Source organism: Cellulomonas hominis (assembly GCF_901521055.1).
Lineage (GTDB): Bacteria > Actinomycetota > Actinomycetes > Actinomycetales > Cellulomonadaceae > Cellulomonas > Cellulomonas endometrii.
This window is the reverse complement of record NZ_CABEGA010000001.1, coordinates 1-23,734: the sequence shown is the minus strand read 5'-3', so window position 1 is coordinate 23,734 and position 23,734 is coordinate 1. Positions and strand designations below refer to the sequence as shown.

18 protein-coding genes, 1 tRNA gene and 1 pseudogene are annotated in these 23,734 nt (G+C 76.2%); 9 read left to right on the top strand and 11 right to left on the bottom strand.

The annotated features are described in order from the left end of the window. Nucleotides 1-58 precede the first annotated feature (58 nt). The 5 genes from KJP73_RS00100 (at nt 59) to KJP73_RS00080 (ending at nt 2,483) form a co-directional block, all read left to right on the top strand. Nucleotides 59-727 (top strand): hypothetical protein, encoded by a 669-nt coding sequence (locus KJP73_RS00100; protein WP_213280689.1) that lies wholly within the window; start codon nt 59-61, stop codon nt 725-727. A 111-nt stretch (nt 728-838) separates the two neighbouring features. Then, nucleotides 839-911 (top strand) — tRNA-Thr (locus tag KJP73_RS00095). A 79-nt stretch (nt 912-990) separates the two neighbouring features. Further along, nucleotides 991-1,548 carry a GNAT family N-acetyltransferase gene (locus KJP73_RS00090; protein ID WP_213280688.1) on the top strand — a complete coding sequence of 186 codons (558 nt, stop codon included), beginning with the start codon at nt 991-993 and terminating at the stop codon, nt 1,546-1,548. 174 nt (nt 1,549-1,722) lie between these two features. Further along, nucleotides 1,723-2,103 (top strand): VOC family protein, encoded by a 381-nt coding sequence (locus KJP73_RS00085; RefSeq protein ID WP_213280687.1) that lies wholly within the window; start codon nt 1,723-1,725, stop codon nt 2,101-2,103. 59 nt (nt 2,104-2,162) lie between these two features. Further along, nucleotides 2,163-2,483 (top strand): hypothetical protein, encoded by a 321-nt coding sequence (locus KJP73_RS00080; RefSeq protein WP_213280686.1) that lies wholly within the window; start codon nt 2,163-2,165, stop codon nt 2,481-2,483. Here KJP73_RS00080 and KJP73_RS00075 read toward each other — a convergent pair. The 3 genes from KJP73_RS00075 to KJP73_RS00065 are packed head-to-tail and all read right to left on the bottom strand — an operon-like array spanning nt 2,465 to nt 7,160. Next, nucleotides 2,465-3,448 (bottom strand): NAD-dependent epimerase/dehydratase family protein, encoded by a 984-nt coding sequence (locus KJP73_RS00075; RefSeq protein WP_213280685.1) that lies wholly within the window; start codon nt 3,446-3,448, stop codon nt 2,465-2,467. The two genes, KJP73_RS00080 and KJP73_RS00075, sit on opposite strands and share 19 nt — an antisense overlap. Next, nucleotides 3,445-6,141: an alpha/beta fold hydrolase gene (locus KJP73_RS00070; RefSeq protein WP_213280684.1), complete on the bottom strand. Its 2,697-nt coding sequence runs from the start codon at nt 6,139-6,141 to the stop codon at nt 3,445-3,447. Before KJP73_RS00070 ends, KJP73_RS00075 begins: the two co-directional genes overlap by 4 nt. Further along, nucleotides 6,138-7,160 carry a 3-oxoacyl-ACP synthase III gene (locus KJP73_RS00065; protein WP_249668945.1) on the bottom strand — a complete coding sequence of 341 codons (1,023 nt, stop codon included), beginning with the start codon at nt 7,158-7,160 and terminating at the stop codon, nt 6,138-6,140. Before KJP73_RS00065 ends, KJP73_RS00070 begins: the two co-directional genes overlap by 4 nt. Before the next feature lie 273 nt (nt 7,161-7,433). Here KJP73_RS00065 and KJP73_RS00060 point away from each other — a divergent pair, with 273 nt between their 5' ends. Further along, a complete protein-coding gene (locus tag KJP73_RS00060) occupies nt 7,434-8,264 on the top strand; it encodes a sulfurtransferase (RefSeq protein WP_213280683.1) in 831 nt (276 codons plus the stop codon). 46 nt (nt 8,265-8,310) lie between these two features. Here KJP73_RS00060 and ligD read toward each other — a convergent pair whose 3' ends face one another. From ligD to tkt, 3 genes and pseudogenes are all read right to left on the bottom strand, one after another. Then, the gene (ligD, locus tag KJP73_RS00055; protein WP_213280682.1) at nt 8,311-9,423 is read right to left on the bottom strand and encodes a non-homologous end-joining DNA ligase; all 1,113 of its coding nucleotides are present in this window, start codon (nt 9,421-9,423) and stop codon (nt 8,311-8,313) included. A 49-nt stretch (nt 9,424-9,472) separates the two neighbouring features. Continuing rightward, nucleotides 9,473-9,787 (bottom strand): annotated as a pseudogene (locus tag KJP73_RS00050) (ribonucleotide reductase stimulatory protein); the annotation flags it as partial. A gap of 21 nt (nt 9,788-9,808) precedes the next feature. Beyond that, nucleotides 9,809-11,974: a transketolase gene (gene tkt / locus KJP73_RS00045; RefSeq protein ID WP_213280680.1), complete on the bottom strand. Its 2,166-nt coding sequence runs from the start codon at nt 11,972-11,974 to the stop codon at nt 9,809-9,811. A 221-nt stretch (nt 11,975-12,195) separates the two neighbouring features. Between tkt and KJP73_RS00040 the strand changes: the two genes are divergently transcribed. After that, a complete protein-coding gene (locus KJP73_RS00040) occupies nt 12,196-14,871 on the top strand; it encodes a phosphoenolpyruvate carboxylase (protein WP_283770199.1) in 2,676 nt (891 codons plus the stop codon). A gap of 90 nt (nt 14,872-14,961) precedes the next feature. Here KJP73_RS00040 and KJP73_RS00035 read toward each other — a convergent pair whose 3' ends face one another. From KJP73_RS00035 to KJP73_RS00025, 3 genes are all read right to left on the bottom strand, one after another. Continuing rightward, nucleotides 14,962-16,170: a cobalamin-independent methionine synthase II family protein gene (locus KJP73_RS00035; RefSeq protein ID WP_213280679.1), complete on the bottom strand. Its 1,209-nt coding sequence runs from the start codon at nt 16,168-16,170 to the stop codon at nt 14,962-14,964. Between the two features lie 148 nt (nt 16,171-16,318). Further along, on the bottom strand, nt 16,319-17,008 hold the full coding sequence (locus KJP73_RS00030) for an alpha/beta fold hydrolase (protein WP_213280678.1): 690 nt from the start codon (nt 17,006-17,008) through the stop codon (nt 16,319-16,321). Nucleotides 17,009-17,146: 138 nt separating this feature from the next. Beyond that, complete coding sequence (locus KJP73_RS00025; RefSeq protein ID WP_249668943.1) at nt 17,147-20,122, bottom strand: helix-turn-helix transcriptional regulator; 2,976 nt, start codon at nt 20,120-20,122, stop codon at nt 17,147-17,149. A gap of 452 nt (nt 20,123-20,574) precedes the next feature. Between KJP73_RS00025 and KJP73_RS00020 the strand changes: the two genes are divergently transcribed. Next, nucleotides 20,575-21,315 (top strand): HAD-IA family hydrolase, encoded by a 741-nt coding sequence (locus tag KJP73_RS00020; protein ID WP_213280677.1) that lies wholly within the window; start codon nt 20,575-20,577, stop codon nt 21,313-21,315. A 121-nt stretch (nt 21,316-21,436) separates the two neighbouring features. Next, a complete protein-coding gene (locus KJP73_RS00015; protein ID WP_213280676.1) occupies nt 21,437-21,811 on the top strand; it encodes a PspC domain-containing protein in 375 nt (124 codons plus the stop codon). A gap of 62 nt (nt 21,812-21,873) precedes the next feature. Here KJP73_RS00015 and KJP73_RS00010 read toward each other — a convergent pair whose 3' ends face one another. Then, entirely contained in the window at nt 21,874-22,122 is a 249-nt protein-coding gene (locus tag KJP73_RS00010) for a hypothetical protein (protein ID WP_213280675.1), read from the bottom strand. A 37-nt stretch (nt 22,123-22,159) separates the two neighbouring features. Beyond that, nucleotides 22,160-23,572 (bottom strand): DHA2 family efflux MFS transporter permease subunit, encoded by a 1,413-nt coding sequence (locus tag KJP73_RS00005; RefSeq protein WP_249668941.1) that lies wholly within the window; start codon nt 23,570-23,572, stop codon nt 22,160-22,162. Nucleotides 23,573-23,734: the final 162 nt, after the last annotated feature.

Sequence of the window (23,734 nt, the reverse complement as noted above, 5' to 3'; positions counted from 1 at the left end):
TGGTCGCCATGCTGGACGGCGCACGTGAGGTGAGGCGCGGGCCGGGACGTTCATTCCCATGACCGACGTGTACATCCACGCCGCGGCCTCCTGGGACGAGGCGGACGCGCACGTCGACGAGCTCACCTCGAATCTGTCACTGCGGCGGTCCGAGCTCGCGGAGCGCCTCGCTGCCGACGGTCTGGCGCTGGACGTGTCCGTCGACGGCCTCGTCCCCCTGAACGAGTGGTACATCGAGGCAGTCCTGGGGCCGCAGGAGCATGCCGAGGTCGACTTCCGGCCGGGATGGGCGGGCCCGGGGAACCCTGGCTTCGTCCCCACCCCGGACGGACCACGCCAGGCGCCCGGCTGGCTCCTCCTGCTCTGGGAGCAGGTGGCGGTCCACGTGGGCGACGTCGTGATGGCGCAGGTCCCGGGAGCACGCTGGGTGTGCTGGCGTGCGCGGAACCCGAGGGACATCAAGAACGGCAAGCCCGTCATCGACGTCGGCGACCCGTCGCGTCCCGTTGACGTGCTTGCCTGCGCCAACGCCGACGTCGTCGCCGCCTGGGTGACGCGTGCGAGACCAGGCGACGACGGCTACCACGCGGACGCGACCACCATGCGTGACGCGATCCGGGCGGCCCTCGACACCCGTGCGGAGCGGCTGGCTGCCCATGCGCCCCGATGGCAGGCGGCGCCGACGGGGCGCTCGGCCCGTCGATCGCTGGCGCAGGCACCTGGGTAAGCAGGTGCCGGGCAGCGCGCGGGGCACCGCCCTCCCGGTGATGGGCCGCTTTGGTCGCTGGGCCGTGCGCCAGGTACAGTGTCCGTGCCCGTCCGCCAGTGGCGCGGGCGCGCCGCCTTAGCTCAGTCGGCAGAGCGTCTCACTCGTAATGAGAAGGTCAAGAGTTCGATTCTCTTAGGCGGCTCAGACCAGAGGCCCAGGATCATCACGATCCTGGGCCTCTGTCGTGTCGCGCCACCGCAGGCCGCTGACATGATGGGCGCGTGCCCCACGTCCGACCGCTGAGCCCCGAGGACGCGGATGACGTCCGAGCGCTCCAGGAGCTGCTGGAGGCCGCACCGGACTACTCGCGGCGGGTTCTGGGCCGCCCACCCCGCCCTGCGGACGCCGGGGACGTGCTGACCGCCCTGCCGCCGGGCCTCGAGCGCGCGAGGAAGACCGGGCTCGGGCTGCGGGCTGATCCCGGGGCGGGCGGGCTCCTCGCGTTCGCGGACGTCCTGCACGGCTGGCCCCGGGCCGGCGTCGCGCACGTCGGCCTGCTGGTGGTGCACGAGCAGCGGCGTGGTCGTGGGCTCGGCCGGCTGCTGCACGACCGCGTCGTCGAGCAGGCGCTCGGGTGGGGGGACGTCGACCGGCTGCGGCTCGGGATCGTCGCGACCAACGCGGACGCGGCGGAACCGTTCTGGCGCGCGCTCGGGTACCGCCCGACGGGCGAGGTGACGGAGTACGTGTCGGGAGAGGTGCAGAGCTCGACGGCCACGTGGGAGCGCGAGCTCGTCCACCGGGGAGCAGGACGGCGGGGTGACGGGCCGGCCCTCTGAGGCGCTTCTGCCGTTCTCGGCCCGTCGGGCCCGCCGACCGAGCACGCCAGCCCGAGCACGCCAGCCCGAGCACGCCAGCCCGGGCACGCCAGCCCGGGCACGCCGGCCCGAGGAGCGGGACAGGACCGGGCAGGCCATGGCGGCGTGCGGGTGCCACCCGGCATGCTGGGCCCCGTGACGACGACGATCGGACGCCTCGCGCTCCTCGTGCCCGACCAGGATGCCGCCCGGGACTTCTACGTGAGCGCGTTCGGCTGGCGCGTGCTCCACGACTCGCTGCTCGAGCCCGACGTGCGGCTGCTGCACGTCGGCCCTGCGCTCGCTGAGGCGGGTCTGTGGCTGCTCGCGGGCTCCGCGGGGGAGCCGCGCCCCGACACCGGGCACCCCGCGTTCGTGCTCTACACCGACGAGCTCGACGCCGTGGTCGACCGGCTCGCGGGTCTGGGGAGCGAGGTCGTCGGCACGCCTGTCGGGGACCCGGGCGAGCGGTTCGCGCACGTCCGCGACCCGTGGGGCAACCGTCTGGTGGTCGCCGAGCGGCCCGGCGAGGGCTGACCGCGACGCCCTGTGCGTCCGGTGCGCCGAGGGTGCCGCGCAGCCGGGAGGATGGGGCCGTGCCGTCGTACCGCGTGACCCTCGCCGTGGGCCTCCTGCACCCGGGCGTCGACCCCGCGGCGGTCCTGCCGGCCGCCGCCGACGCCGCCCGCGAGCTGACGAAGGTCGAGGCCCAGGACGTCGCGGTGGTGGCGGGCGAGGCGCGGGTGGTCGTGCGGTACCTGGCACTGGGGGACCCGGGCGCCACGACGATCGGGCGCCGGGTCACCGAGCGCGTCCGTGACCTCGCGGAGGTCCGGAGCGCCGCGGTCGACCGGCGCGACGGCCCGCGGTGGACGCCGGTCGACGGGCGACGGCCGGGTCAGTCCCGCGCGCGGTAGTGCGCGGCGAGGCGGTCGAACCCCTCGTCGATGCCGACCGCCGGCCGCCACCGCAGGTCCGCGCGGGTGGCCCGCTGGTCGAACCAGTGCGCGGTGGACAGCTGCTCGGCGAGGAACCGGGTCATCGGCGGCTCGTCGGTGCCGGGCCGCAGCCGCCAGACGGCCTCGACCAGACCGCCGGCCGTGCGGGCCACCCGCGCGGGCACGTGCCACGCCGGCGGTCGGACGCCGCCGGCCCGGCAGATGCCGGCCAGCAGGTCCGCGACGGTGCGCGGCTCGCCGTTGGTGAGGACGTAGGCGCGGCCGTGGACGGCGTCGGCGCGGTCCAGGGCGGCCACGATCCCGTCCGCGGCGTTGTCCACGTACGTGGTGTCGATGAGGGCCGCGCCGCGGTCGAGCAGCGGCAGGCGGCCACGGGCGGCGCGGTCCAGCACCCGCTCGACGAGCTGGGTGTCGCCCGGTCCCCAGACCAGGTGCGGGCGCACCGCGACGACCGCGAGGCCGCCGGCGCCGCCGCCGTCCCGGTCCAGCGCGAGCAGCTCGGCCGCGGCCTTGGTCCGGGCGTAGTCCCCGCGGGCGCGGGCCGGGTCGGCGGGCGACGCACCGACCCCGACCAGCGCGGCGCCCGCGTGCGCGACCGAGGGGGACGACACCTGCACGAACCGGCGCACGCCCGCGCGCTCCGCCGCGTCGAGCAGCGTCGTGGTGCCGCCGATGTTGACGGCGTCGAACTCGGAGCGCGCCCCGGCCAGCGAGACCCGCGCCGCGAGGTGCACCACCGCGTCGACGCCCTGGAGGGCGCGCGCGACCACCTCGGGGTCCGTCACCGAACCCGCCACGTCCGATGCCCCCAGCACTCCCGACGGCCGGCGCTGGAGGGTCCGGACGTCCTCCCCGCGCGCGACGAGGACGCGCGCGACGGCGCCGCCGAGCAGGCCGGACGCCCCGGTGACGAGCACGGTCACGGTGCGCCCACCCGCCCCCCGGCCAGCACCCGCGTCGCCCACACGGCCAGGCGCGCCCGGTCGATCTTCGAGTTGTGCCGCACGTCGGTCGGCATCACCGGGAGCACCAGCACGGCGGCGAGCGGGACGGATGAGGCGGCCCGCACGGCCGCGGTCAGCCGCTCCGGCGCGAGGCCCGGACGCCGGACGCCGTCCCGCGTCTCGACGACCGCCACCGCCTGCTGCACCCCCGCGGGACCGACGCCGACCACCGCCGCGCGCCGGACCTCCGGCACCCGCTCGACGTGCTGCTCCGGGCCCACGGGGGCGAGCGGCCCGTCCGGGGTGGTCAGCACGTGCGCGAGCCTGCCCTCGATCCAGAGCCGGCCCTGGTCGTCCAGGTGCCCGACGTCCCCGGTCCGGTGCCACCGCCCGGGCGGGGTCTCGCGGGCCGCCGCGCGGTCGGTGAGCCAGAGCCGGTCGTAGCGCTGCTTGAGGTGCGGGGCGCGGATCAGCACCTCGCCGAGCACCCCGGGCGCCGTCGCCGGGTCGCCGGACGCGGCCCCGTCGGCGCCCAGCGCGCTGATGAGCACCTCACCGGGGCCGACGGGCGTGCCGACGCACACGCCCGCGTCCGGGGCGGACGCGGCGGCGCGGATGCCGTCCAGGTCGATGTCCGTGACCAGCAGGCACTCGGTCATCCCGTAGGGGGTGTGCGCGCGGGCGGCGGGCATGAGCTCCGCCGCGGAGCCGAGCAGGTCCGCGCTGATCGGCGCGCCCGTCGACAGGAACGTCCGGACGCGCGCGAGCGCCTCGCGGTCGTCGGTGCCCAGGTCGTCCGCCGTGGCCACCACGTTGAGGATCGCCGCGGGGGACAGGAACACGATCGCCGCGTCGGACGCCCGGACCGCGTCCGCGACGGCCCGCGCCGTCAGCGTGCGGGGTGACGACACGTCCATGTCGGGGGTCACGGACCGCGTCCCGAGCGCCGGGCCCAGCAGCGCGAACGGCGCGAACCCCGTGACCAGGCCGCTGTCGCGGTGCACGTCGAAGTGCGCGCCGAGCACGTCCCGCAGGGCCGACAGCTGCGCGTGGGTGTAGACGACGCCCTTGGCGGGGCCGGTGGAGCCCGAGGTGAACAGCACGGCGGCCTCGTCGGCCGGGCCGGGCTCGGGCGGCAGCACCTCGTCCCGGCCGGCGTCGGCGACGTCGGTCAGCTGGTGCGCGACGCCGAGCGCGCGGCGCTCCGCGGGGGTCAGCGGGTCGGTGGCGATCCGCACGCCGGGCCAGCCCAGGGCGCGCGCGGCGACGAGCGCCTTCGTCTGCCCGACCAGGTAGTCGGGCTGCGCGCCGCGCTGCGCACGGGTGAGACCGCGCGCACCGAGCCCCGCGTCGGCGACCACGACCACCGCGCCGATCCGCAGGCACGCGTAGACGAGCGCCGTCAGCGTCGGACCGGGCTGGACGAGCAGCGACACGCGGTCGCCCCGGCGGACACCCAGCGCGTGCAGGCCCGCGGCGATCCGCCGGACCTGCCGGGCGAGCAGCCGCCAGGACACCGTGCGGGGCAGGTCGCCCGCGGCCATGTCGAGGACCGCCGGACCCGGGTCGTCCGCGCGGGCGTCGAGGCGCGACCACAGCGGGGTGAACGGCGCGACGTCGGCGGGCGGCTCCGCGGCGGGGCGGTCGGCGGGGCGGTCGGCGCCGACCGACTCGCCCAGCCAGTCCAGCACCGCCGGCGGCCAGTCCACGTCCTCGGCGACCAGGTGCCCCGCGCCCTCGAACCGGTGCACCCGCGCCTGCGGCAGCCGGTCGACCAGGTCGTCCAGGTACCGGTCGCCGAACACCGGGTCGCGCGGCCCCCAGAGCAGCAGCGCCGGCACCTCGAGACCCGCGACCCCCGCGGCGATCCGCGACAGCTCCGCGTGCGACGGGTGCGAGGGACCGGCGGGGATGTCCGCGACGAACCCCTCGATGCCGTCGCGGTCCGTGGCCCGCGGGTACGGCGCGCGGTACGCGTCCGCGACGTCGTGGGGCAGGGACGGGTGCGCGAGCGCGAGGGTCGTCTCCAGGAACGCCGGGGTCGTGCGCGTCGCGAACCGGAGCACCGGCCCGGCGCCCGCGGCCCGCAGCGGCGCCGGGATCGGCTCGTCCGCGGGGTGGGCGACGGCCGTGTTCAGCAGGGCGACGCCGGCGAGCTGCCCGGGGTGGTCGACCGCCCAGCCGAGGCTCACCACGCCGCCCCAGTCGTGGCCGAGCGTGACGACGGGGCCTGTGAGCCCCAGCGCCTCGGTGAACGCGCCCAGGTCGCGCACCCGCTCCGGCAGCACGCGGTGCCGGCCGGTCCGGGCCGAGAACCCCATCTCGAGCTGGTCGACGGCGACGACCCGCCAGACCGGCGCACCGGCCGCCGCGGCGTCCAGCGACGCGGTCAGCAGCCGCCGCCACAGGTACGACCACGTGGGGTTGCCGTGCACCGCCAGCACGGTCCCGACGGGGGTGAGGCCGCGCGCGTCGAGCTCCGGGCCGGTGTCGAGGTAGTGCCAGTCGGGATCGGCGGGGCCGTCCGGGTCGGCGCGGCCGTCCGGGTCGGCGCGGCCGTCGGGGCGGGTCCCGGACGCCGACGGCACCGCGAGCACCCGGCTGAACCGCGCGTCGAGGCCCGGGAGGTCCGCCGGTGCGTGGGTGGCGGGCCGGGTGGTCGGACGGCTCACCAGGTGAGCTCCATCATCGCCGTGTTGATGCCGGAGCCGACGCCCATGAGCAGCACCCGGTCGCCCGCGCGCAGGGAGTCCTGCTCCTCGACCAGGGTGATCGGGACGGACGCCGGGCCGACGTTGCCGAGGTGCGGGTACGTGGTCGGGACGCGCTTGCGGTCGAGGCCGACGGCCTTGACGATCGCGTCGGTGTGCACGCGGGAGACCTGGTGCGTGATGTACCGGTCCATGCCCGCCCAGTCCCACTCCGTCGAGGCCTCGTGCCACGCGTCGACGACCAGGTCCAGCCCGCCCTGCAGCAGCGCGCGGGCGTCGGTGAACATGCCGTCGGCGGACCCGACGCACAGGTCGTGGAACCTCGTCGCCGCCCGGGTCACCCCGCCGAGGACGCGGTGGCCGCCCGGGTTCTCGTCCGTGCGGCCGAGCACCGCCGCCGCCGAGCCCGAGCCCAGCGTCAGGGTCGCGAACTCCTGCATGAAGTCCTCGCGGCGGACGTCCGCGCGCAGCAGCCGGTCGATCGTCGCGTCCTGGATGTCGTCGGCGTCCTCGCCGTTGACGATCACCGCGTAGCGGATCTGGCCCGACTCGATCATGCCGGCCGCCAGGCTCATGCCGTTGATGAACCCGAGGCACGCGTTCGCGATGTCGAAGTTGATGGCGTTGCTGCCCAGCCCGAGGCCGTGGTGCAGCCGCACGGCGACGGAGGGCTCCAGGTGCTTGCGCGTCACCGACGTGTTGATGAGCAGGCCGACGTCGGCGGGGTTGACGCCGGCGTCGCGCAGCGCCTGCTTCCCGGCGGCGACGGTCGCGCTGTCCGCGTCCTCGCCGGGCGCCCAGTTGCGTCGCTCCTGCACGCCCGCGACCCGCTCCAGCAGCGTCCGCGGGAGCCGCAGCCGGTGCAGCGCCGACCCCAGCCGCTGCTGGATGTCCGCGGACGACGTGATGCGGGAGGGGAGCCGGCTCGCCACGGAGAGCAGCGAGACGTTCCCGAACCGGGTGGTGGCGTTACCGGACACACAGGCTCCAGACGGACGGACGGCGGGCGCGGCGCGCGCCGGTCCCGAGGACAGCAGCATGAAGCACCCGGGCCCGTCGCGCCCCATGACGGTGCAGGTACGACGCCGCAGAGCGGACTGAGCCCGGCGGCGGGGCACCACCGGGGGAACGGCCCGGACCGCCGCGCCGTTCCGTGCGGGGGGCGTGGCGTGCGCCACTCCGGCGCCCGTCACGGCGTGCCTGGGCTGCGGCTTCGCTCGCCGGGCGCGCCCGGCCGGTCGTACCGTGGGCGGGTGCCCGACGTCATCGTCTCCGCCGCCGACCTCGCCCGCGCGCTCGACGGCCCCCGCCCGCCCCGCCTGCTCGACGTCCGCTGGCAGCTCGGCGGCCCGCCCGGCGTCGACGCCTACCGCGCGGGGCACCTGCCCGGTGCCGTGTACGTGGACCTCGACGCCGAGCTCGCCGCCGCCCCCAGTGCCGCGGACGGGCGGCACCCCCTGCCGGACGTCGCCGACCTGCAGGCCGCCGCGCGCCGCTGGGGCCTGCGCGCGGGTGAGCCGGTCGTGGTCTACGACGACTCCGGCGCGATGTCGGCGTCCCGCGCCTGGTGGCTCCTGCGCTGGGCGGGGGTCGAGGACGTGCGCCTGCTCGACGGCGGGCTCGCGGCGTGGACCGCCGCCGGCGGGTCCGTCGAGACCGGTGACGTCGCCGTGGAGCCGGGCGACGTGGAGCTGTCGGCCGGGCACCTGCCGACGGTCGACGCCGACGGCGCCGCCCGCTGGGCCGACGAGGGCGTGCTGCTCGACGCCCGCGCCGCCGAGCGCTACCGCGGCGAGGTGGAGCCCGTCGACCCGCGCGCCGGGCACATCCCCGGCTCGGTGAGCGCCCCGACCACCGAGAACCTCGGCGACGACGGCCGGTTCCGCCCCGTGGACGACCTGACCGCCCGGTTCGCCGCGCTCGGCGTCCCCGAGGGCGACGTGGCCGTGTACTGCGGGTCGGGCGTCACCGCGGCGCACCAGGCGGCGGCGCTGATGATGACCGGCCGCACGCCGGTGCTGTACCCGGGCTCGTGGTCGCAGTGGTCGAACGACCCCGAGCGCCCGGTGGCCACGGGGGAGTGACCGCGCGCGGGCGCCCGGACCGCGCCGCACCGGACGGCCCCGCGCGTCAGTCCTCCGCCGCGGCGGCTTTCGGGCGGTCCCGGTCCTTGCTCGGCTGCACGCGCTTCGGCTCGCCCGGCATCTTCGGGTACTCCGGGGGGTAGGGCAGGTCGGTGAGGCCGTGGTCGCGCTCGTCCTTCGCGGCGAGCTCCAGGAGCCCCTCCAGCGACCCCGGCGGGACGGCGTCGGTGCCCGGGGCGGGGGAGGTGCGCGCGACGAGCGGGGCGAACAGGTCCCCGACCTCCGCGAACCGCGCCGGCATCGTCGTCACGTCGAAGTCGTCCGGGTGCACGTCCGCGACCTCCTCCCAGCGCAGCGGCGCGGAGACGGTGGCCCGGCGGTTCGGCCGCACGGAGTACGCGGAGGCGATGGTGCGGTCGCGGGCCATCTGGTTGTAGTCCACGAAGATCGCCTCACCCCGCTCCTCCTTCCACCACTTCGTCGTGACCTGGCCCGGCAGCCGGCGCTCCAGCTCCCGCCCCACGGCGATGGTCGCCCGCCGGCACTGCGTGAACGACCAGCGCGGCTCGATCGGGACGAAGATGTGGATCCCGCGGCCGCCGGAGGTCTTCGGGAACCCCCTCAGCCCGTGCTCGGCGAGGACCTCCCGGACGTGCGGCGCGACCCGCGCGGCGTCGTCGAAGGTCGTGCCCGGCTGCGGGTCCAGGTCGATGCGCAGCTGGTCGGGCGCCTCGACGTCGGCGCGGGTGACCGGCCAGGGGTGGAACGTCAGCGTCCCGAGGTTCGCCGCCCACGCCACGACGGCCAGCTCGGTGGGGGTGACCTCGTCGGCGGTGCGGCCCGACGGGAAGGTGATGGTCGTCGACTCGACGTAGTCCGGGGCGCCCTGCGGGACGCGCTTCTGGAAGAACGCGTCGCCCTTGTTGTCCACGCGGGTCGACAGCTTCGCGCCCTCGAACCAGCCGCGCGGCCACCGCTCCAGCGTGGTCGGGCGGTCCCGCAGCGCGCCCAGGATGCCGTCGCCCACGCTGACGAAGTACCGCACCACGTCCAGCTTGGTCAGCCCGCTGTCGGGGAAGTACACCTTCTCCGGGTTGGAGACCCGCACGGTGCGGCCCCGGACGTCGATCTCCTCGGCAGGCACCTTCGACGGGCTCATCTGCCCACCGTAGGGCGCGCCGTCGGTCCTGCACACCCGTAGCGGCCGGTCAGGCGGCCGGGGCGTCCCCGTCCCGTGCCAGCGCCACGTCGAGGTCGGCGAGGATGCGCCGGCACTCCTCGACGTCCCACGGCGTGCCGGCGATCTCGAACTCGAACAGCACCGGCCGGTGCGACTGCGCCGCGATGCTCCGCGCGGCCATCTGGTAGTACCGGCCGAAGTTCCGGTTCCCGGATCCCATCACGCCGACCATGCGGCGTCGGTTCACCGGGGACCGCAGGAACCGCCGCACCGCCTCGGGGATGGTGTCGTTCCGGTCGTTGCCCGTCTTGTACGACGGGGTCAGCAGCACCCACGGGCCGTCGGGTGCTGCGTCAGGCGGGGGTCAGAGCTGGTCGCCCGTGCCCGTCGTCGACGGGGCGTCGGCGTCCGACTTCGGCCCCGCGTCCCCGGCGGCGGCCGCGATGGACTCGCGGGCCGCGGCGACGACGGCGTCCGCCGTGATGCCGAACTCCTCGTACAGCGTCTCGTACGCCGCCGAGGCGCCGTAGTGCTCGAGCGACACGGCGCGGCCGGCGTCGCCGAGGATCTTCCACCAGGACAGCGCGATGCCGGCCTCGACGGACACGCGGGCCCGCACCGAGGTCGGGAGCACCGACTCGCGGTAGGCCTCGTCCTGCTCGGCGAACCACTCCAGCGACGGCGCGGACACCACGCGGGTCGGGACGCCGGCGGCCTCGAGCTGCTCGCGGGCGGCGACCGCCAGCTGCACCTCGGAGCCGGTGCCGATGAGGATGACCTCCGGCGTGCCGGTCGACGCCTCGAGCAGCACGTACGCGCCGCGCGCGACGCCCTCGGCGGACGCGAAGCCCTCTTCGCCGCGGGGGAACGTCGGGACGTTCTGCCGGGTGAGGATCAGGGCGGCGGGGCCGTCGGTGCGCTCGAGGATGGCCTTCCACGCCTGGGCGGTCTCGTTGGCGTCGGCCGGGCGGACCACGGCGAGGCCGGGGATCGCGCGGACGGCGGTGAGGTGCTCGACCGGCTGGTGCGTCGGGCCGTCCTCGCCGAGGCCGATGGAGTCGTGCGTCCACACGTAGATCGCCGGGACGCCCATGAGCGAGGCGAGCCGGACCGAGCCGCGCATGTAGTCCGAGAACGTGAAGAACGTGCCGCCGTACGCGCGGGTCAGGCCGTGCAGCGTGATGCCCGACAGGATCGCGCCCATGCCGTGCTCGCGGATGCCGAAGTGCAGCGTGCGGCCGTACTCGTCGCCGGCGAACTCGTGCGTGGACCGCTCGGCCGGGATGAAGGACGGCTCGCCCTTCATCGTGGTGTTGTTCGAGCCGGCGAGGTCGGCGGAGCCGCCCCACAGCTCGGGCAGCACCGGCGCGAGCGCGGACAGCACCTCGCCGGAGGCGGCGCGGGTCGCGACGGCCTTCCCGGCGGGGAACGTCGGCAGCACGTCGGCCCAGCCCTCGGGGAGCTTGCCCGCCCGCAGGCGCTCGAGCAGCTCGGCGCGCTCCGGGTTGGCGTCGCGCCAGGCGTCGAACGCCTTGGTCCACTCGGCCTTGGCGGCGGCGCCGCGCTCGAGGGCCTTGCGGGTGTGCGCGATGACCTCGGGGGCGACGTCGAAGGACTTCTCGGGGTCGAAGCCGAGGACCTCCTTGAGGCCCTTGACCTCGTCGGTGCCGAGCTTCGAGCCGTGCGACCCGTGCGTGTTCTGCTTGGTCGGCGACGGCCAGGCGATGATCGTGCGCAGGCCGATGAACGACGGGCGGTCGGTGACGGCCTTCGCCGCCTCGATCGCGGCGTGCAGCGCGTCCACGTTCTCCGTGTACTCGCCGCCCTCGGTCCAGTCGACGAACTGGACGTGCCAGCCGTACGCCTCGTAGCGCTTGACGACGTCCTCGGTGAACGCGATCTCGGTGTCGCCCTCGATCGAGATGTGGTTGTCGTCCCAGATCGCGATGAGGTTGCCGAGCTTCTGCGTGCCGGCGATGGACGAGGCCTCGGAGGAGACGCCCTCCTGCAGGTCGCCGTCGGAGGCGATCACGTAGACGAAGTGGTCGAACGGGCTGGTGCCCGGGGCCGCCTCGGGGTCGAGCAGGCCGCGCTCGCGGCGGGCCGCCATCGCGAAGCCGACGGCCGAGGAGATGCCCTGGCCGAGGGGGCCGGTGGTGATCTCGACGCCCTTGGTGTGCTTGTACTCCGGGTGACCCGGGGTCTTGGAGCCCCAGGTGCGCAGCGCGGCGATGTCCTCGAGCTCGAGGCCGAAGCCGGCGAGGTACAGCTGGATGTACTGGGTCAGCGACGAGTGACCGGCGGACAGGACGAACCGGTCACGGCCCAGCCACTGCGGGTCCGCGGGGTCGTGCCGCATGACGTTCTGGTAGAGCAGGTACGCGGCCGGGGCCAGGCTGATCGCCGTGCCGGGGTGGCCGTTGCCGACCTTCTCCACCGCGTCCGCAGCCAGGACACGCACCGTGTCGACGGCCTTGTGGTCGAGCTCGGTCCAACCGACCTGCTGGGCCAGGGGAGCCTTCGCGTTCACCGCACCTCATTTCCGCCCGGACCTCGGCGGCCCGGATCATCGGGGGTTCTGCCCACCCGGTCGCGAGGATCGGGCGCGGGCACTGCCTCCGAGCCTAGACTCCTGCGCGCGGCCCGCAGGACATAGGGCCCGGGCGGCCGGACGGCGTCCGGGGTACGCGACGGGTAACCGACTGGCGGACAACCGTCTCGTGCGTCGGACCGTTGACCTACGCTTGACCGGTGACCGACCCCCAGCCCTCTCGCGAGGCCCGCCGTGGCCTCGCGCGCCACGAGGTCCCCGACCCGCTGCGCAACGACGTCCGGATGCTCGGCGAGTTCCTCGGCCGCGTCATCCGGGAGTCCGGCGGCGACGAGCTGTTCGACGACGTCGAGCGCGTCCGCGCGCTGACCATCCGCGCGCACGACGAGCAGGACCTCGCCGCGCTCGCCGAGGCGGAGGAGCTCGTCGCCTCCTTCTCCATCGAGCGCGCGCAGCAGGTGGCGCGCGCCTTCACCTGCTACTTCCACCTGGCCAACCTGGCCGAGGAGCACCACCGGGTGCGCGTGCTGCGCGCCCGTGAGGCGGAGCTGCCGGCCGGTGAGCTGATGCAGGACGACTCGCTGCCCGCGGCGATCGAGGCCCTCGCGCAGGAGGTCGGTCGGGACGAGGCGCTGAGCCGGCTCCAGGACCTGGAGTTCCGCCCGGTGCTGACCGCGCACCCGACCGAGGCGCGCCGCCGCTCCGTGTCCCGTGCCATCCGCCGCATCTCGGACCTGCTGGCCGAGCGGGACGCCCTCGCGGCCGGCGGGACCTCCCGCGCGGAGAACGACCGCCGGGTGCTGGAGGAGATCGACACCCTGTGGCGCACGTCGCCGCTGCGGTCGCAGAAGCCGACGGTGCTGGACGAGGTCCGCACCGTGATGAACATCTTCGACACCACGCTCTTCGACACCTTCCCGACGGTGTACCGCCGGCTCGACGACTGGTTGAGCGGCGAGGGCGCCGGCCGCGAGGAGCCGCTGGCGCGGCCGTTCGTGCGCCTGGGCTCGTGGATCGGCGGGGACCGGGACGGCAACCCCAACGTCACGGCCGAGGTGACCCGGGCGGCCGCCGCGCTGGCGAGCGAGCACGTGCTGACCGCGCTGGAGGATTCGGCGCGGAAGATCTCCGCGAAGCTCACGCTCGACGACACCGGCACCCCGGCCAGCGCGGAGCTCACCGCTCTGTGGCAGCGGCAGCGCGACCTGTCCGAGGACGCCGCCGCGAAGGCCGCCGCCGAGGTCCGGCACCAGCCGCACCGCCGGGCGCTGCGGATGGTCGCCGAGCGGATCGCGGCCACGCGCCGCCGGGACGCCGACCTGTCCTACGCCGGCCCCGAGGACCTGCTGGCGGACCTCGACGTGGTGCAGCGCTCGCTCGTCGCCGCCGGGGCGACGCGCGCCGGGTACGGGGACCTGCAGAAGCTCGTCTGGCAGGTGCAGACCTTCGGGTTCCACCTGGCGGAGCTCGAGGTGCGGCAGCACTCGCAGGTGCACGCCGCCGCGCTGGCGGACATCGCCGAGAACGGCATCGACGGCGAGCTCCAGCCGCGCACCGTCGAGGTGCTGGAGACCTACCGCGCCATCGGGTCCGTCCAGCGCCGCTACGGCGTCGCCGCGGCCCGCCGGTACATCGTGTCCTTCACGCAGGCGCCGGAGCACCTGGCCGCGGTCTACCAGCTCGCGGAGCTCGTGTTCCCGGACCCGGCGACCCGGCCCGTCATCGACGCGATCCCGCTGTTCGAGACCTTCGCCGACCTGGAGGCGAGCGTCGACATCCTCGAGGAGATGCTGACGCTCCCCGCGGTGCAGGCGCGGCTGGCCCAGAACGGCCGGCACGTCGAGGTCATGCTCGGCTACTCGGACTCGTCCAAGGACGTCGGGCCGGTCGCCGCGACGCTCGCCCTGGACGTCGCGCAGAGCCGCATCGCGCAGTGGGGCCGCAAGCACGACCTGCGGCTCACCCTGTTCCACGGCCGCGGCGGCGCCCTCGGCCGTGGGGGCGGCCCCGCGAACCGGGCCGTGCTGGCCCAGCCGCCGGGCTCCGTCGACGGCCGGTTCAAGCTCACCGAGCAGGGCGAGGTCATCTTCGCCCGGTACGGCAACCCGACCATCGGGGCGCGACACATCGAGCAGGTCGCCGCCGCGACCCTGCTGGCCGGTGCTCCGTCGACGGAGGAGCGGAACGCCGCCGCCACGGAGCGGTTCGCGGGCCTCGCGTCCTCCCTGGACGCCGCGTCGCGCACCCGGTTCTACGAGCTGGTCCGTGCCCCGGGCTTCCCGCAGTGGTTCGCCCAGGTGACCCCGCTGGAGGAGATCGGGCTGCTGCCCATCGGGTCGCGCCCGGCCCGCCGCGGGCTGTCCGTCGAGTCGCTGGACGACCTGCGGGCGATCCCGTGGGTGTTCTCCTGGTCGCAGGCCCGCACCAACCTGGCCGGCTGGTTCGGCCTGGGCACCGCGCTGGAGTCGGTCGGCGACCTCGAGGAGCTGCAGGCGGCGTACGCCGGCTGGCCGCTGTTCAGCACCATGATCGACAACGTCGAGATGTCGCTGGCCAAGACGGACGAGCGGCTCGCCGAGCGCTACCTGGCCCTCGGGGACCGCGACGACCTGGCCGCCCTGGTGCTCGAGGAGATGGCGCTGACGCAGCGCTGGGTCCTGGCGATCACCGGCTCCGAGCGCATCCTGTCCCGCCGCCGGATCCTCGGCCGCGCGGTGCAGCTGCGCAGCCCCTACGTGGACGCGCTGTCGCTGCTGCAGATCCGGGCGCTGCGCGCGCTGCGGACGGGCGACGCCGGCGACCTGGTCGAGGAGAACAAGCGCCTGCTGCTGCTCACCGTCAACGGCGTCGCCGCGGGCCTGCAGAACACGGGCTGACCCGCCCCGCCCGGACACGCCGACGGCCCGGCACCCCTCGCGGGTGCCGGGCCGTCGGCGCGTGTGCCGGAGCCGCCGGGGCTCCGGGCGTCAGGACCAGAGGCGCTTGCTGGCGATCTGCGCGCCCTCGACGAGCGTCTCGAGCTTCGCCCACGCGATCTGCTGGTGGATCCGCCCCCCGAGGCCGCAGTCCGTCGCCGCGACGACGTTCTCGCGGCCCACGAGCCGCGCGAACCGCTCGATCCGGTCGGCGACCAGCTCGGGGTGCTCGACGACGTTGGTCGCGTGGCCGACGACGCCCGGCAGGAGGAGCTTGCCCTCGGGGAGCGTCACGTCCTCCCACACCCGCCACTCGTGCTCGTGCCGGACGTTCGCCGCCTCGAACGAGTAGGCGCCCGCGTGGACCTTCAGCATGGTGCGGACGATGTCCCGCATCGGCAGGTCGGTGGTGTGCGGGCCGTGCCAGGAGCCCCAGCACAGGTGATACCGGATGCGGTCCTCGGGCAGGCCGCGCAGCGCGTGGTTGAGGGCCTCGACGCGGAGCTCCGTGAACCTCACGTAGTCCTCGACGGTCGGCTCCGGGGTGATCTGGTCCCAGTTCTCCGCCATCGACGGGTCGTCGATCTGCAGGACCAGGCCGGCGTCGATGATCGCCCGGTACTCCTCGCGCAGCGCGTCGGCGAGCGCCCAGACGTACTCCTCGTCGGTCGCGTAGAAGTCGTTGTCCATGCGGGCGGCGCTGCCGGGGGCGATCGACGTGATGAACCCCTCCTGCGCGCCGGTGGCGTCCAGCGCGGCCCGGAGGTTCGCGACGTCCTGCGCCACCGCGTCCTGCCCGGTGTACGTCACGGAGGCGACGGCCGTCGGGAACGGCTTCGGCTCCCCGCCGTGGAACACGCCGCTGGTCGGGTCCGCGTAGGCCTCCTCGAAGCGCGCGCGGTCGCGGCGCCGCCCGAAGCCGGTGACGCGGACGTCGCCGGGGGACGACTGCACGTCCTTGAAGATCCAGCTCGCACCGTCGCGCAGCTCCAGCCCGCCGAGCCGCTGGAACGAGTACGACCACCAGGCGCCGTAGTCGATGGCGCTCGACATGGACTTGCCGAACTCGCCGTCGCCGGGCACGGAGATGCCCAGGTCGACCTGGCGCCGCACGAGGTCGGTGACCGCGGCGGACAGCAGCTCCTCGTACCCGGCGGCGTCCTCGCCGGCCTCCCGGGCCGCGTTCGCGGCGATCAGCTCGGGCGTGCGGGGCAGGCTGCCCGCGTGGCTCGTGAGGACGTGGTCGGTGCTGCGGATCATCGGGTCTCCCGGTCGGCGCTGGCGTGCGCCGTCATCGTGGCACGCGGTCCCGGGCGGGCGGGGGAGCGTCCACCCGGCGGTCGCAGGGGACGCGCGGCTCGGGCGCGGCTCGGCGGCGCGGTTCGGGAGTGCGGCTCGGCGGCGCGGCTCAGCCGAGGCGGGCCGCACCGAGGGGCATCGCCGGCAGCGCCTTGTGCGCCAGGTCCCGCAGGACGTGCATCAGGATCCGGTTGAACGCGACGGGCGCGTGGCTGTTGACGTCGTGGCCCGCGCCGGGGACGACCCACTGCCGGGCGCCCGGGTGCGCGTCGAGGTAGCGGCGCGCGCCGAACCGCAGCGGGTCCCGGGACCCGTTCACGAGCCACACGGGCAGCGCGATCCGACGCAGGTCCTTCAGCGGCGAGTAGCCGTGCAGGGCGGCGAGCATGTCGGTCACGACGTGCCAGGTGCCGCCGCCGAGGCCCAGCGCCCGGACGACTTCCCGCGACGCGGTGCGGTAGGCGCGCAGGGGCTTGCCGCGCAGGTCGGTCGAGCACCCGGCCAGCACCACGCCGGCCAGGCGGTCCTCGTGGCGGGCGGCGTACGCGAGGGACATGTAGCCGCCCAGGGACAGGCCGACCAGCAGCGGGGGCGTCGCGCAGGTGCGGACGGCCTCGTCGATGGCGGCGAGCCCGCCGGCGAACGTCAGGCGCTCGTGGGCGCGGGCGCCGTGGCCGGGCAGGTCGATCGCCACGGTGGGGTGACCGCCCTCGGTGAGGGCGCGGACCTGGTCCTCCCAGATCGCTGAGGAGGTGCGGGTGCCGTGGACGAGCACGATCGGGTGCGGGGTGACGGGCATGCAGGCTTCCGGGGAGGGGGCGCCGCGCTGGGAGGGCCGGCGACTGCCGTGGCGTGGTCCCTGCCGCGGCTGGCCGCGAGCGTAGCCCGGGATCCTGGGCACCGCCTGGGGAGCCGGCCCCCACGGAGGTGACGTGCGTCACGCCCCGAGCAGCCCCCGGCGGTGCGCGACGGCGACCGCCTCGGCCCGCCCTCCGACCCCCAGCTTGTCCAGGACCCGCGAGACGTGCACGGAGACCGTCTTGCCGCTGATGAACAGGCGCTCGCCGATCTGCCGGTTGCTCAGCCCCTCGGCGACGAGCGCGAGGACCTCCGCCTCGCGCGCGGTGAGGACGTCCGGCGACGTGGCCGGCACCCCGGGCAGGTCGAGGCGCGCGCGGCGGGACAGGTCGGTGAGGGCCCCCGCGAGCGGTGCGGCGCCGATCTCCCGCGCCACGGCGAGCGCCGCGGCGGCCTGCTCCCGCGCGGCGTCCCGGTCCTCCGTGCCGAGCAGCGCCTCGGCCCACCGCCACCGCGTGCGGGCGAGCTCGTACCGGTAGCCGTAGTCGAACTCGTCGGCCGCGCCCTGCCACGCCTTCGGGTCCGGCGTCCCGGTCAGGCGGGCGTGCTCGGCGTGGGCGCGGGCCAGCCAGGCGCGTCCTTCGGGCCCGAGCTGCCCGCCGCGGGGTCGGCCCCGGTCGGCCGTCACCACGGCGCGGTTCAGCAGCCGCGCGCCCGCCTCGAGCCGCGGCGCGGGGTCTCGGCCGGTCAGCCGGTCGGCGGCGGCCTCGTCCGCGAGGGCCGCGATGCCCAGCGCGGACAGCCAGATGCCGCCGAGGAAGAAGTCGGACCAGACGCGGCTGATCTCGTCGATCAGCTCGTGCGCGAGCGCGACGGCCTCGTCCGGCCGGCCCGCCCACGTCAGGGCGTCCACGGCGCAGCCCCCGGCGATCAGCGTGATCATCGTGTCGTCGTGCCGGCCGTGCAGCAGCGCGAGGCTGCGGTCCACGGCGTCGGCGTCCCCGCGGGCGACGGCGGCGTACATCTGCACGCCGTCCACGGCCGACTCGGCGCGCGGCGGGCCGGGGTCGGCGGTCGGGGCGGGCCGGGACAGGTCGCCGCGGGTGTACCGGACGATCTCGGCGAACAGCCGCAGCTCCACGCCGTACGCGCTCCACGTGAGCCCCGATCGCGCGGCGAGCTCCAGGCCCGCGACGATCGTCCCCGCGGCCTCGTCCAGGCGCCCCGCGTAGAACCGGTTCGCCGCGAGGTTGTAGGTGCAGCGCAGCTCGGTCGGCACGTCGCCCGCGTCCCGCGCGCGGTGCAGCGCCCCGGTCAGCAGGTCGGCGGCCCGGTCCCGGTCCTCGACCACCAGCACCGCCAGCGAGATCAGCGCGTCGGCCTCCGCGTCCGCCGCCCCGGCCGCGCGCGCCTCGTCGACCGCGGCGCTCGCGGACACCTCGGCCTGGTCGTCCAGGTCGGCGTTGAGCGCGGCGCGCGCGTGCGTGGCGAGCGCCCACGCCCGGTCGGCGCTCGGGACGCCCTCCTCCTCGGCCAGGTCGGCCAGCGCGCGGCCGGTCTCGCGCAGCGCCTCCTCGACGCGCTCGACCGCCAGGAGGTGCCGGGCCAGGGAGGTGCGCAGCGCGGCGACCCGGCGCCCCGCGGGGACGTCGACCGCCCCGGCCTGCCGGTCCACCGCGGCGACCGCCTCGCGGGCCATGGCCACCGCCCGGTCCCCGAGCCCCGCACGTCCGCCGGCGGCCGCGGCGGCGAGCAGCACGTCGACGCGCTCCTCGCCCAGGTCGTCCGCGGCGGTCGGCACGCCCGGCCACAGCCGCAGCACCGTCTCCAGGTGGCGCAGCTCCTCGGCCGGGGCGAGGACCCGGCCCGCCTCCCGGGCGGCGTCCCGCGACGCGACGAGCGCCAGCCGGTTGTCGTGCGACAGCAGGGCGTGGTGCGCGCGCTCGGCCGGCGTGGCCAGGGCGGGGTCCGCCGCGGCGGCGAGCAGGTAGTCGCGGTGCAGGGCGACCTGCTCGCCCGGCAGCAGGTCGGTGTACACGGCCTCCGCGAGCAGGGCGTGCCGGAACGCGATCCGCCCGTCCTCGCCGACCAGCACATGGTGCGCGACGGCGTCCCGGAGCGCGGCGTCGAACGCGGCGTGCCGGGCGGGGTCCCCCTCGGCTCCCGCGACGACCGCGCGCAGCAGGGGCTCGTCGACCCGCCGCCCCGCCGCGGAGGCGGCACGCGCCAGCCGCTGCACCTCGGGGTCGAGCTGCTCGAGGCGCGCCCGCAGCACGTCCGCGAGCGTGCCGGGCAGGTCGGTGCCGGCACCGCGGGCCTCCAGGAGCTCCTCGGCGAAGTACGCGTTGCCCTCCGACCGCTGCTGGATCCGGCGCAGGGCGTCCTCGGGCAGCGGGCCTCCCGCGAGCGAGGTGGTGAACGCGCGCAGCTCGTCGGACGTGAACGGGGGGAGGTCGATCCGCTCGACCCGGGGGTGCCGGCCGAGCTCGGCCAGGACGGGGCGCAGCGGGTGCCGCCGGTGCAGGTCGTCCGCGCGGTAGGAGCCGACCACCAGCACCGGCTCGGCACGCAGGCGGGCCACGAGGAACCGGAGCAGGTCGCGGCTGGACGAGTCCGCCCAGTGCAGGTCCTCGACGACGAGGACGAGCGGGGCGTCCGGCCGGGCGGCGGCGGCGAGCACCGCCGCGACGCCGTCGAACAGCTGCAGGCGCTCGGTCTGCTCGTCCGCGCCGGCGGGCTCCACACCGGTCGACGGCAGCAGCCGCCGCAGCGCCGGCCGGGCCGCGACCACCTCCGCCACGCCCGGGCGGTCGTCCGCGACCAGCTGGTGCAGCGCCTCCGCGAACGGGAGGTACGGCAGGCCGATCTCCCCGAGGTCGATGCAGTGGCTCACGACCACCGTCGCCCCGCGCTCGCCGGCGAGCCGCGCCACGTGCGTCAGCAGCCGGGTCTTGCCCACGCCGGCGTCGGCGCCGAGCAGCACCAGGCCCGGCTCGCCCGCTGCGGCGCGGTCCACGGCGGCGAGCAGCGCGGCGACCTGCTCGTCGCGGGCGACGAACGGCGCGTGGGCCACCGACCGGGTCATGAGGTCGATGGTGGCAGCCGGGACCGACATGCGTCTCCCTCGTTCCCGGGTCGGACGGGTGCGCCCCGGCGGCTCCGGCGGGGCCCCGGGTCGCCCGGCGTGCGGACGCCGCCGCCGGCCCCCCTCCGGGCCGGCGACGGCGCAGGTCGTGCGGTCAGCGCGTGCGCCGGCGGCGCCACCGCCACCCGGGGCCGGACCCGCGCACCGCGGCACGCACCAGCTCCTGGCGGTAGGCCACCTCGGCGTCCAGCGCCGGGCCCCAGATGGTGTCCATGTCGCTCTCCTGCGTCCTCGTCGGTGCCCCGCCGGGAGCGGGACCGGCCGGGCGTCCCCCGGCACGTCCCACACTGGTGCTGAGGCGGCGGGTGCCGGATCCGTCGACCGCGCCGTCCTGCGCGCCGGTCCGTGTGAGGGGCGACCTGAGGTGGGCCTGAGGTACCCCTGAGGACCCCCTGAGGTGGAGCGCGTGCGACGCTCGTGGCATGACGACCGAGACCCGCGCCGCCGAGGCGAGCCCCTCACCGTCCGCGATCCCGTCCCCCACGACGGCGGTCCGCGACGTGCTGGGCGAGACGTTCGACGCGGTGCTGTTCGACATGGACGGGACGCTGATCTCCTCCACCCGGGCGGTGGAGCGGTGCTGGCTGCAGCTCGCGGAGGAGTTCGCGATGCCCGCCGGGGACCTCGCGCCGTTCCGGTTCCACGGCGTGCCGGGCCGGGACATCATCGAGGTGCTCCTCGCGGACCGGGACCCGGCCGAGCGGGCCGCCGCGCTGGCGCGGGTCGTCGAGCTCGAGATCGCCGACACGGACGGGATCGAGGTGCTGCCCGGCGCCGCCGACGCCCTCGCGGCGCTGGCCCCGGCCGGGCGCGCGGCCATCGTGACGTCCTGCGGCGCGGATCTCGCCGCGGCCCGGTTGGCCGCCGCGGACCTCGCCGTCCCCGCCCAGGTGGTCACCGCCGACGACGTGACCCGCGGCAAGCCGGACCCGGAGCCCTACCGCACCGGTGCGGCACGGCTCGGCGTGGACGTGCGCCGCTGCCTCGTCGTCGAGGACGCCGAGTCCGGGGTCGTCTCCGGCCGTGCGGCCGGCGCGGCCACGCTCGGCCTGCGCACCACGTCCCCCGAGGGGCCCGGCGGCGGCCCGGACCTCGTGGTGGCGGACCTGTCCCGCGTCGAGCTCGTGGCGGTCGAGGGCGGGGTCCGGGTCCGTCCCCGCTGAGGACCAGGGTGCGGTCAGGGTCGGACCAGGGTCCGTCCCGGATGTGGCGGTGCCCCGCGGCCGGGCACGGTGGTCCTGTCGCGATCGCGACGACCCGCACGACCGACAGGAGACCCCCGCGATGACCGGCATCTACGAGTCCATGTGGCGCAACGGCCTGGTCCGGCCGCTGGACGGCCGGGTGCTGGGCGGCGTCTGCGCCGGTCTGGCCCGGCGCTTCGGCATCGACGCGTGGCCCATGCGCTGGCTGTTCCTCATCGTGCTGATCGTGCTGCCCGGCAGCCCGCTGCTGATCTACCCCCTGCTGTGGATCTTCATGCCGGGCGAGGACTGGGTGGCGCGGGTGCACGGCCAGGGGTACCCGGCGCAGCCGTACGCCGCGCAGCCGGCCCAGCCGTACGCGACGCAGCCGGCGCAGCCGTACGCCGCGCAGCCGTACCCCGGCGCGGGCGACGAGCCCGCCGCCCCGCAGACCCCGGCCGACGGTCCCCGCTGACCGTCACCCGGGCACGTCGGGTCGCGGCACCGGGAGGAGGGTCCCGGTGCCGCGCGCCCGGCTCAGCCGAGCACCTCGACGGTGACCTCCCACGCGAGGTCGTCGAGGATCTCGGCGGCGTGCAGGTGCGCCGTGCGCACGGCGGTGTCCATGTCGGGCGCCTCGCCCCGCAGGTCGAACGTCACGGGGGCCGGCCCCACGAACCCGGGCGGCGCGTCGTCGCGCAGCGCGCCGAGGGCGTCCGCCATGCCGGCGCGCGTCTCGTCGTCGGGCACGTCGGGGACGGTGAGGTGGGCGACGTAGTCGGGCATGGCGGCCATCGTGCCGCAGACCGCCGACACGCTCGCGTCAGCCGTCCCGTCCGGGCGGGGGCGCCACGCCCGCCGTCGAGCCGGGCACGCCGACGGCCGCGACCAGCGCGCCGCCGGCCATGAGGCCCGCGCAGGTGAGCATCGCGACGGGGTGCGCCTCTGCCAGCACCTCGGGGTCCGACAGGCCGGTCCCGACCCCCGCCACCAGCGGCAGCACCGCGACGGCCAGCAGCCCGGCCACGCGCGCGACGGCGTTGTTGGTGGCGGAGGCGGTCCCCGCGAGGTGGTCCGGCGCGGCGCCGAGCGCGGTGGCCGTCAGCGGCGCGACCGTGAGCACCAGCCCCGCGCCGACGGCCAGGACGCCGGGCAGCACCCCGGTCACGTACTCGGTGCCGGGGCCGATGCCGGCGAGCAGGGCAGCCCCTGCGCCGGCGAGCAGCGGCCCGATCGTCATCGGGATCCGCGGCCCGATCCGGGCGCCGAGCGCGCCGCCCCGCGCGGAGAGCAGGAGCATGAGGACCGTCGCCGGGAGCGAGGCGATGCCGGCGGCGAGCGGCGACCACCCCGTGACGACCTGCAGCGTGACGGGCAGGAAGAAGAAGATGCCGGTGAGCGCGGCGTAGACGAGCAGGGTGGCCAGGTTCACCGCGGCGAACGGCCGCCACCGGAACAGCCGCAGGGGCAGCGTCGGGTACGGGGTGCGCGCCTCGGTCACCACGAACGCGACCAGCCCCAGCACGCCGACCGCGCCGACGACCGCCACCAGGGCGTCGACGGCGCCGCGCTCCGACCACGCGGTCAACGACCACGTCAGCGCGCCGAGGCCGACCGCCGCGAGCACGGTGCCCAGCACGTCGAGCGGGCCGGAGGCGTCGGGGTCGCGGGACTCCGGGACCCAGCGCAGCGCCACCACCACCACGAGCGCCGCCAGCGGGATGTTGATGCCGAACACCCAGCGCCACCCGGCCTGCTCGATGATCCAGCCGCCGAGGAACGGCGCGACCGCCCCCACCGCGCCGGCCAGCCCCGACCAGGCGCCGATCGCCCGCGCCCGGTCGCCCTCTCGGAACGAGGACTGCAGGATCGCCAGCGACCCCGGCGTCAGCAGCGCCCCGCCGACGCCCTGCACCGCGCGCGCGGCCACCAGCAGGCCCACGGTCGGGGCGACGGCGCACAGGACCGACGCCGCGGCGAACGCGACGGTGCCGACCAGGAACATCCGCCGCCGGCCCAGCCGGTCGCCCAGGGAGCCGCCGAGCAGCAGCAGCGCCGCGAGGGTGAGCGCGTAGCCGTTGACCGTCCACTGCAGGCCCGCGGTGGTCGCACCGAGGTCGTCCGCGATGGCCGGCAGGGCGATGCCCACCACCGTGCCGTCGAGGAACACCAGAGCCGACCCGAGCACCGTGGCGAGGAGCGTCCCGCGGCCCGCGGGGGTGCCGAGCCGCAGCACGGCGGGCGCTGCCGGCGGCAGACCGGCGGGCGGGGGCGGGGGCGGTTCCTATACACATTTCCGGGGCCACGGAAACGTTCCGTACCGCCTATCCTTACTTTTCGTTGGCAAAAGAAACGGCGCTGCTTCGTCTGCTGGACTACCTAACCACATCTCATCATG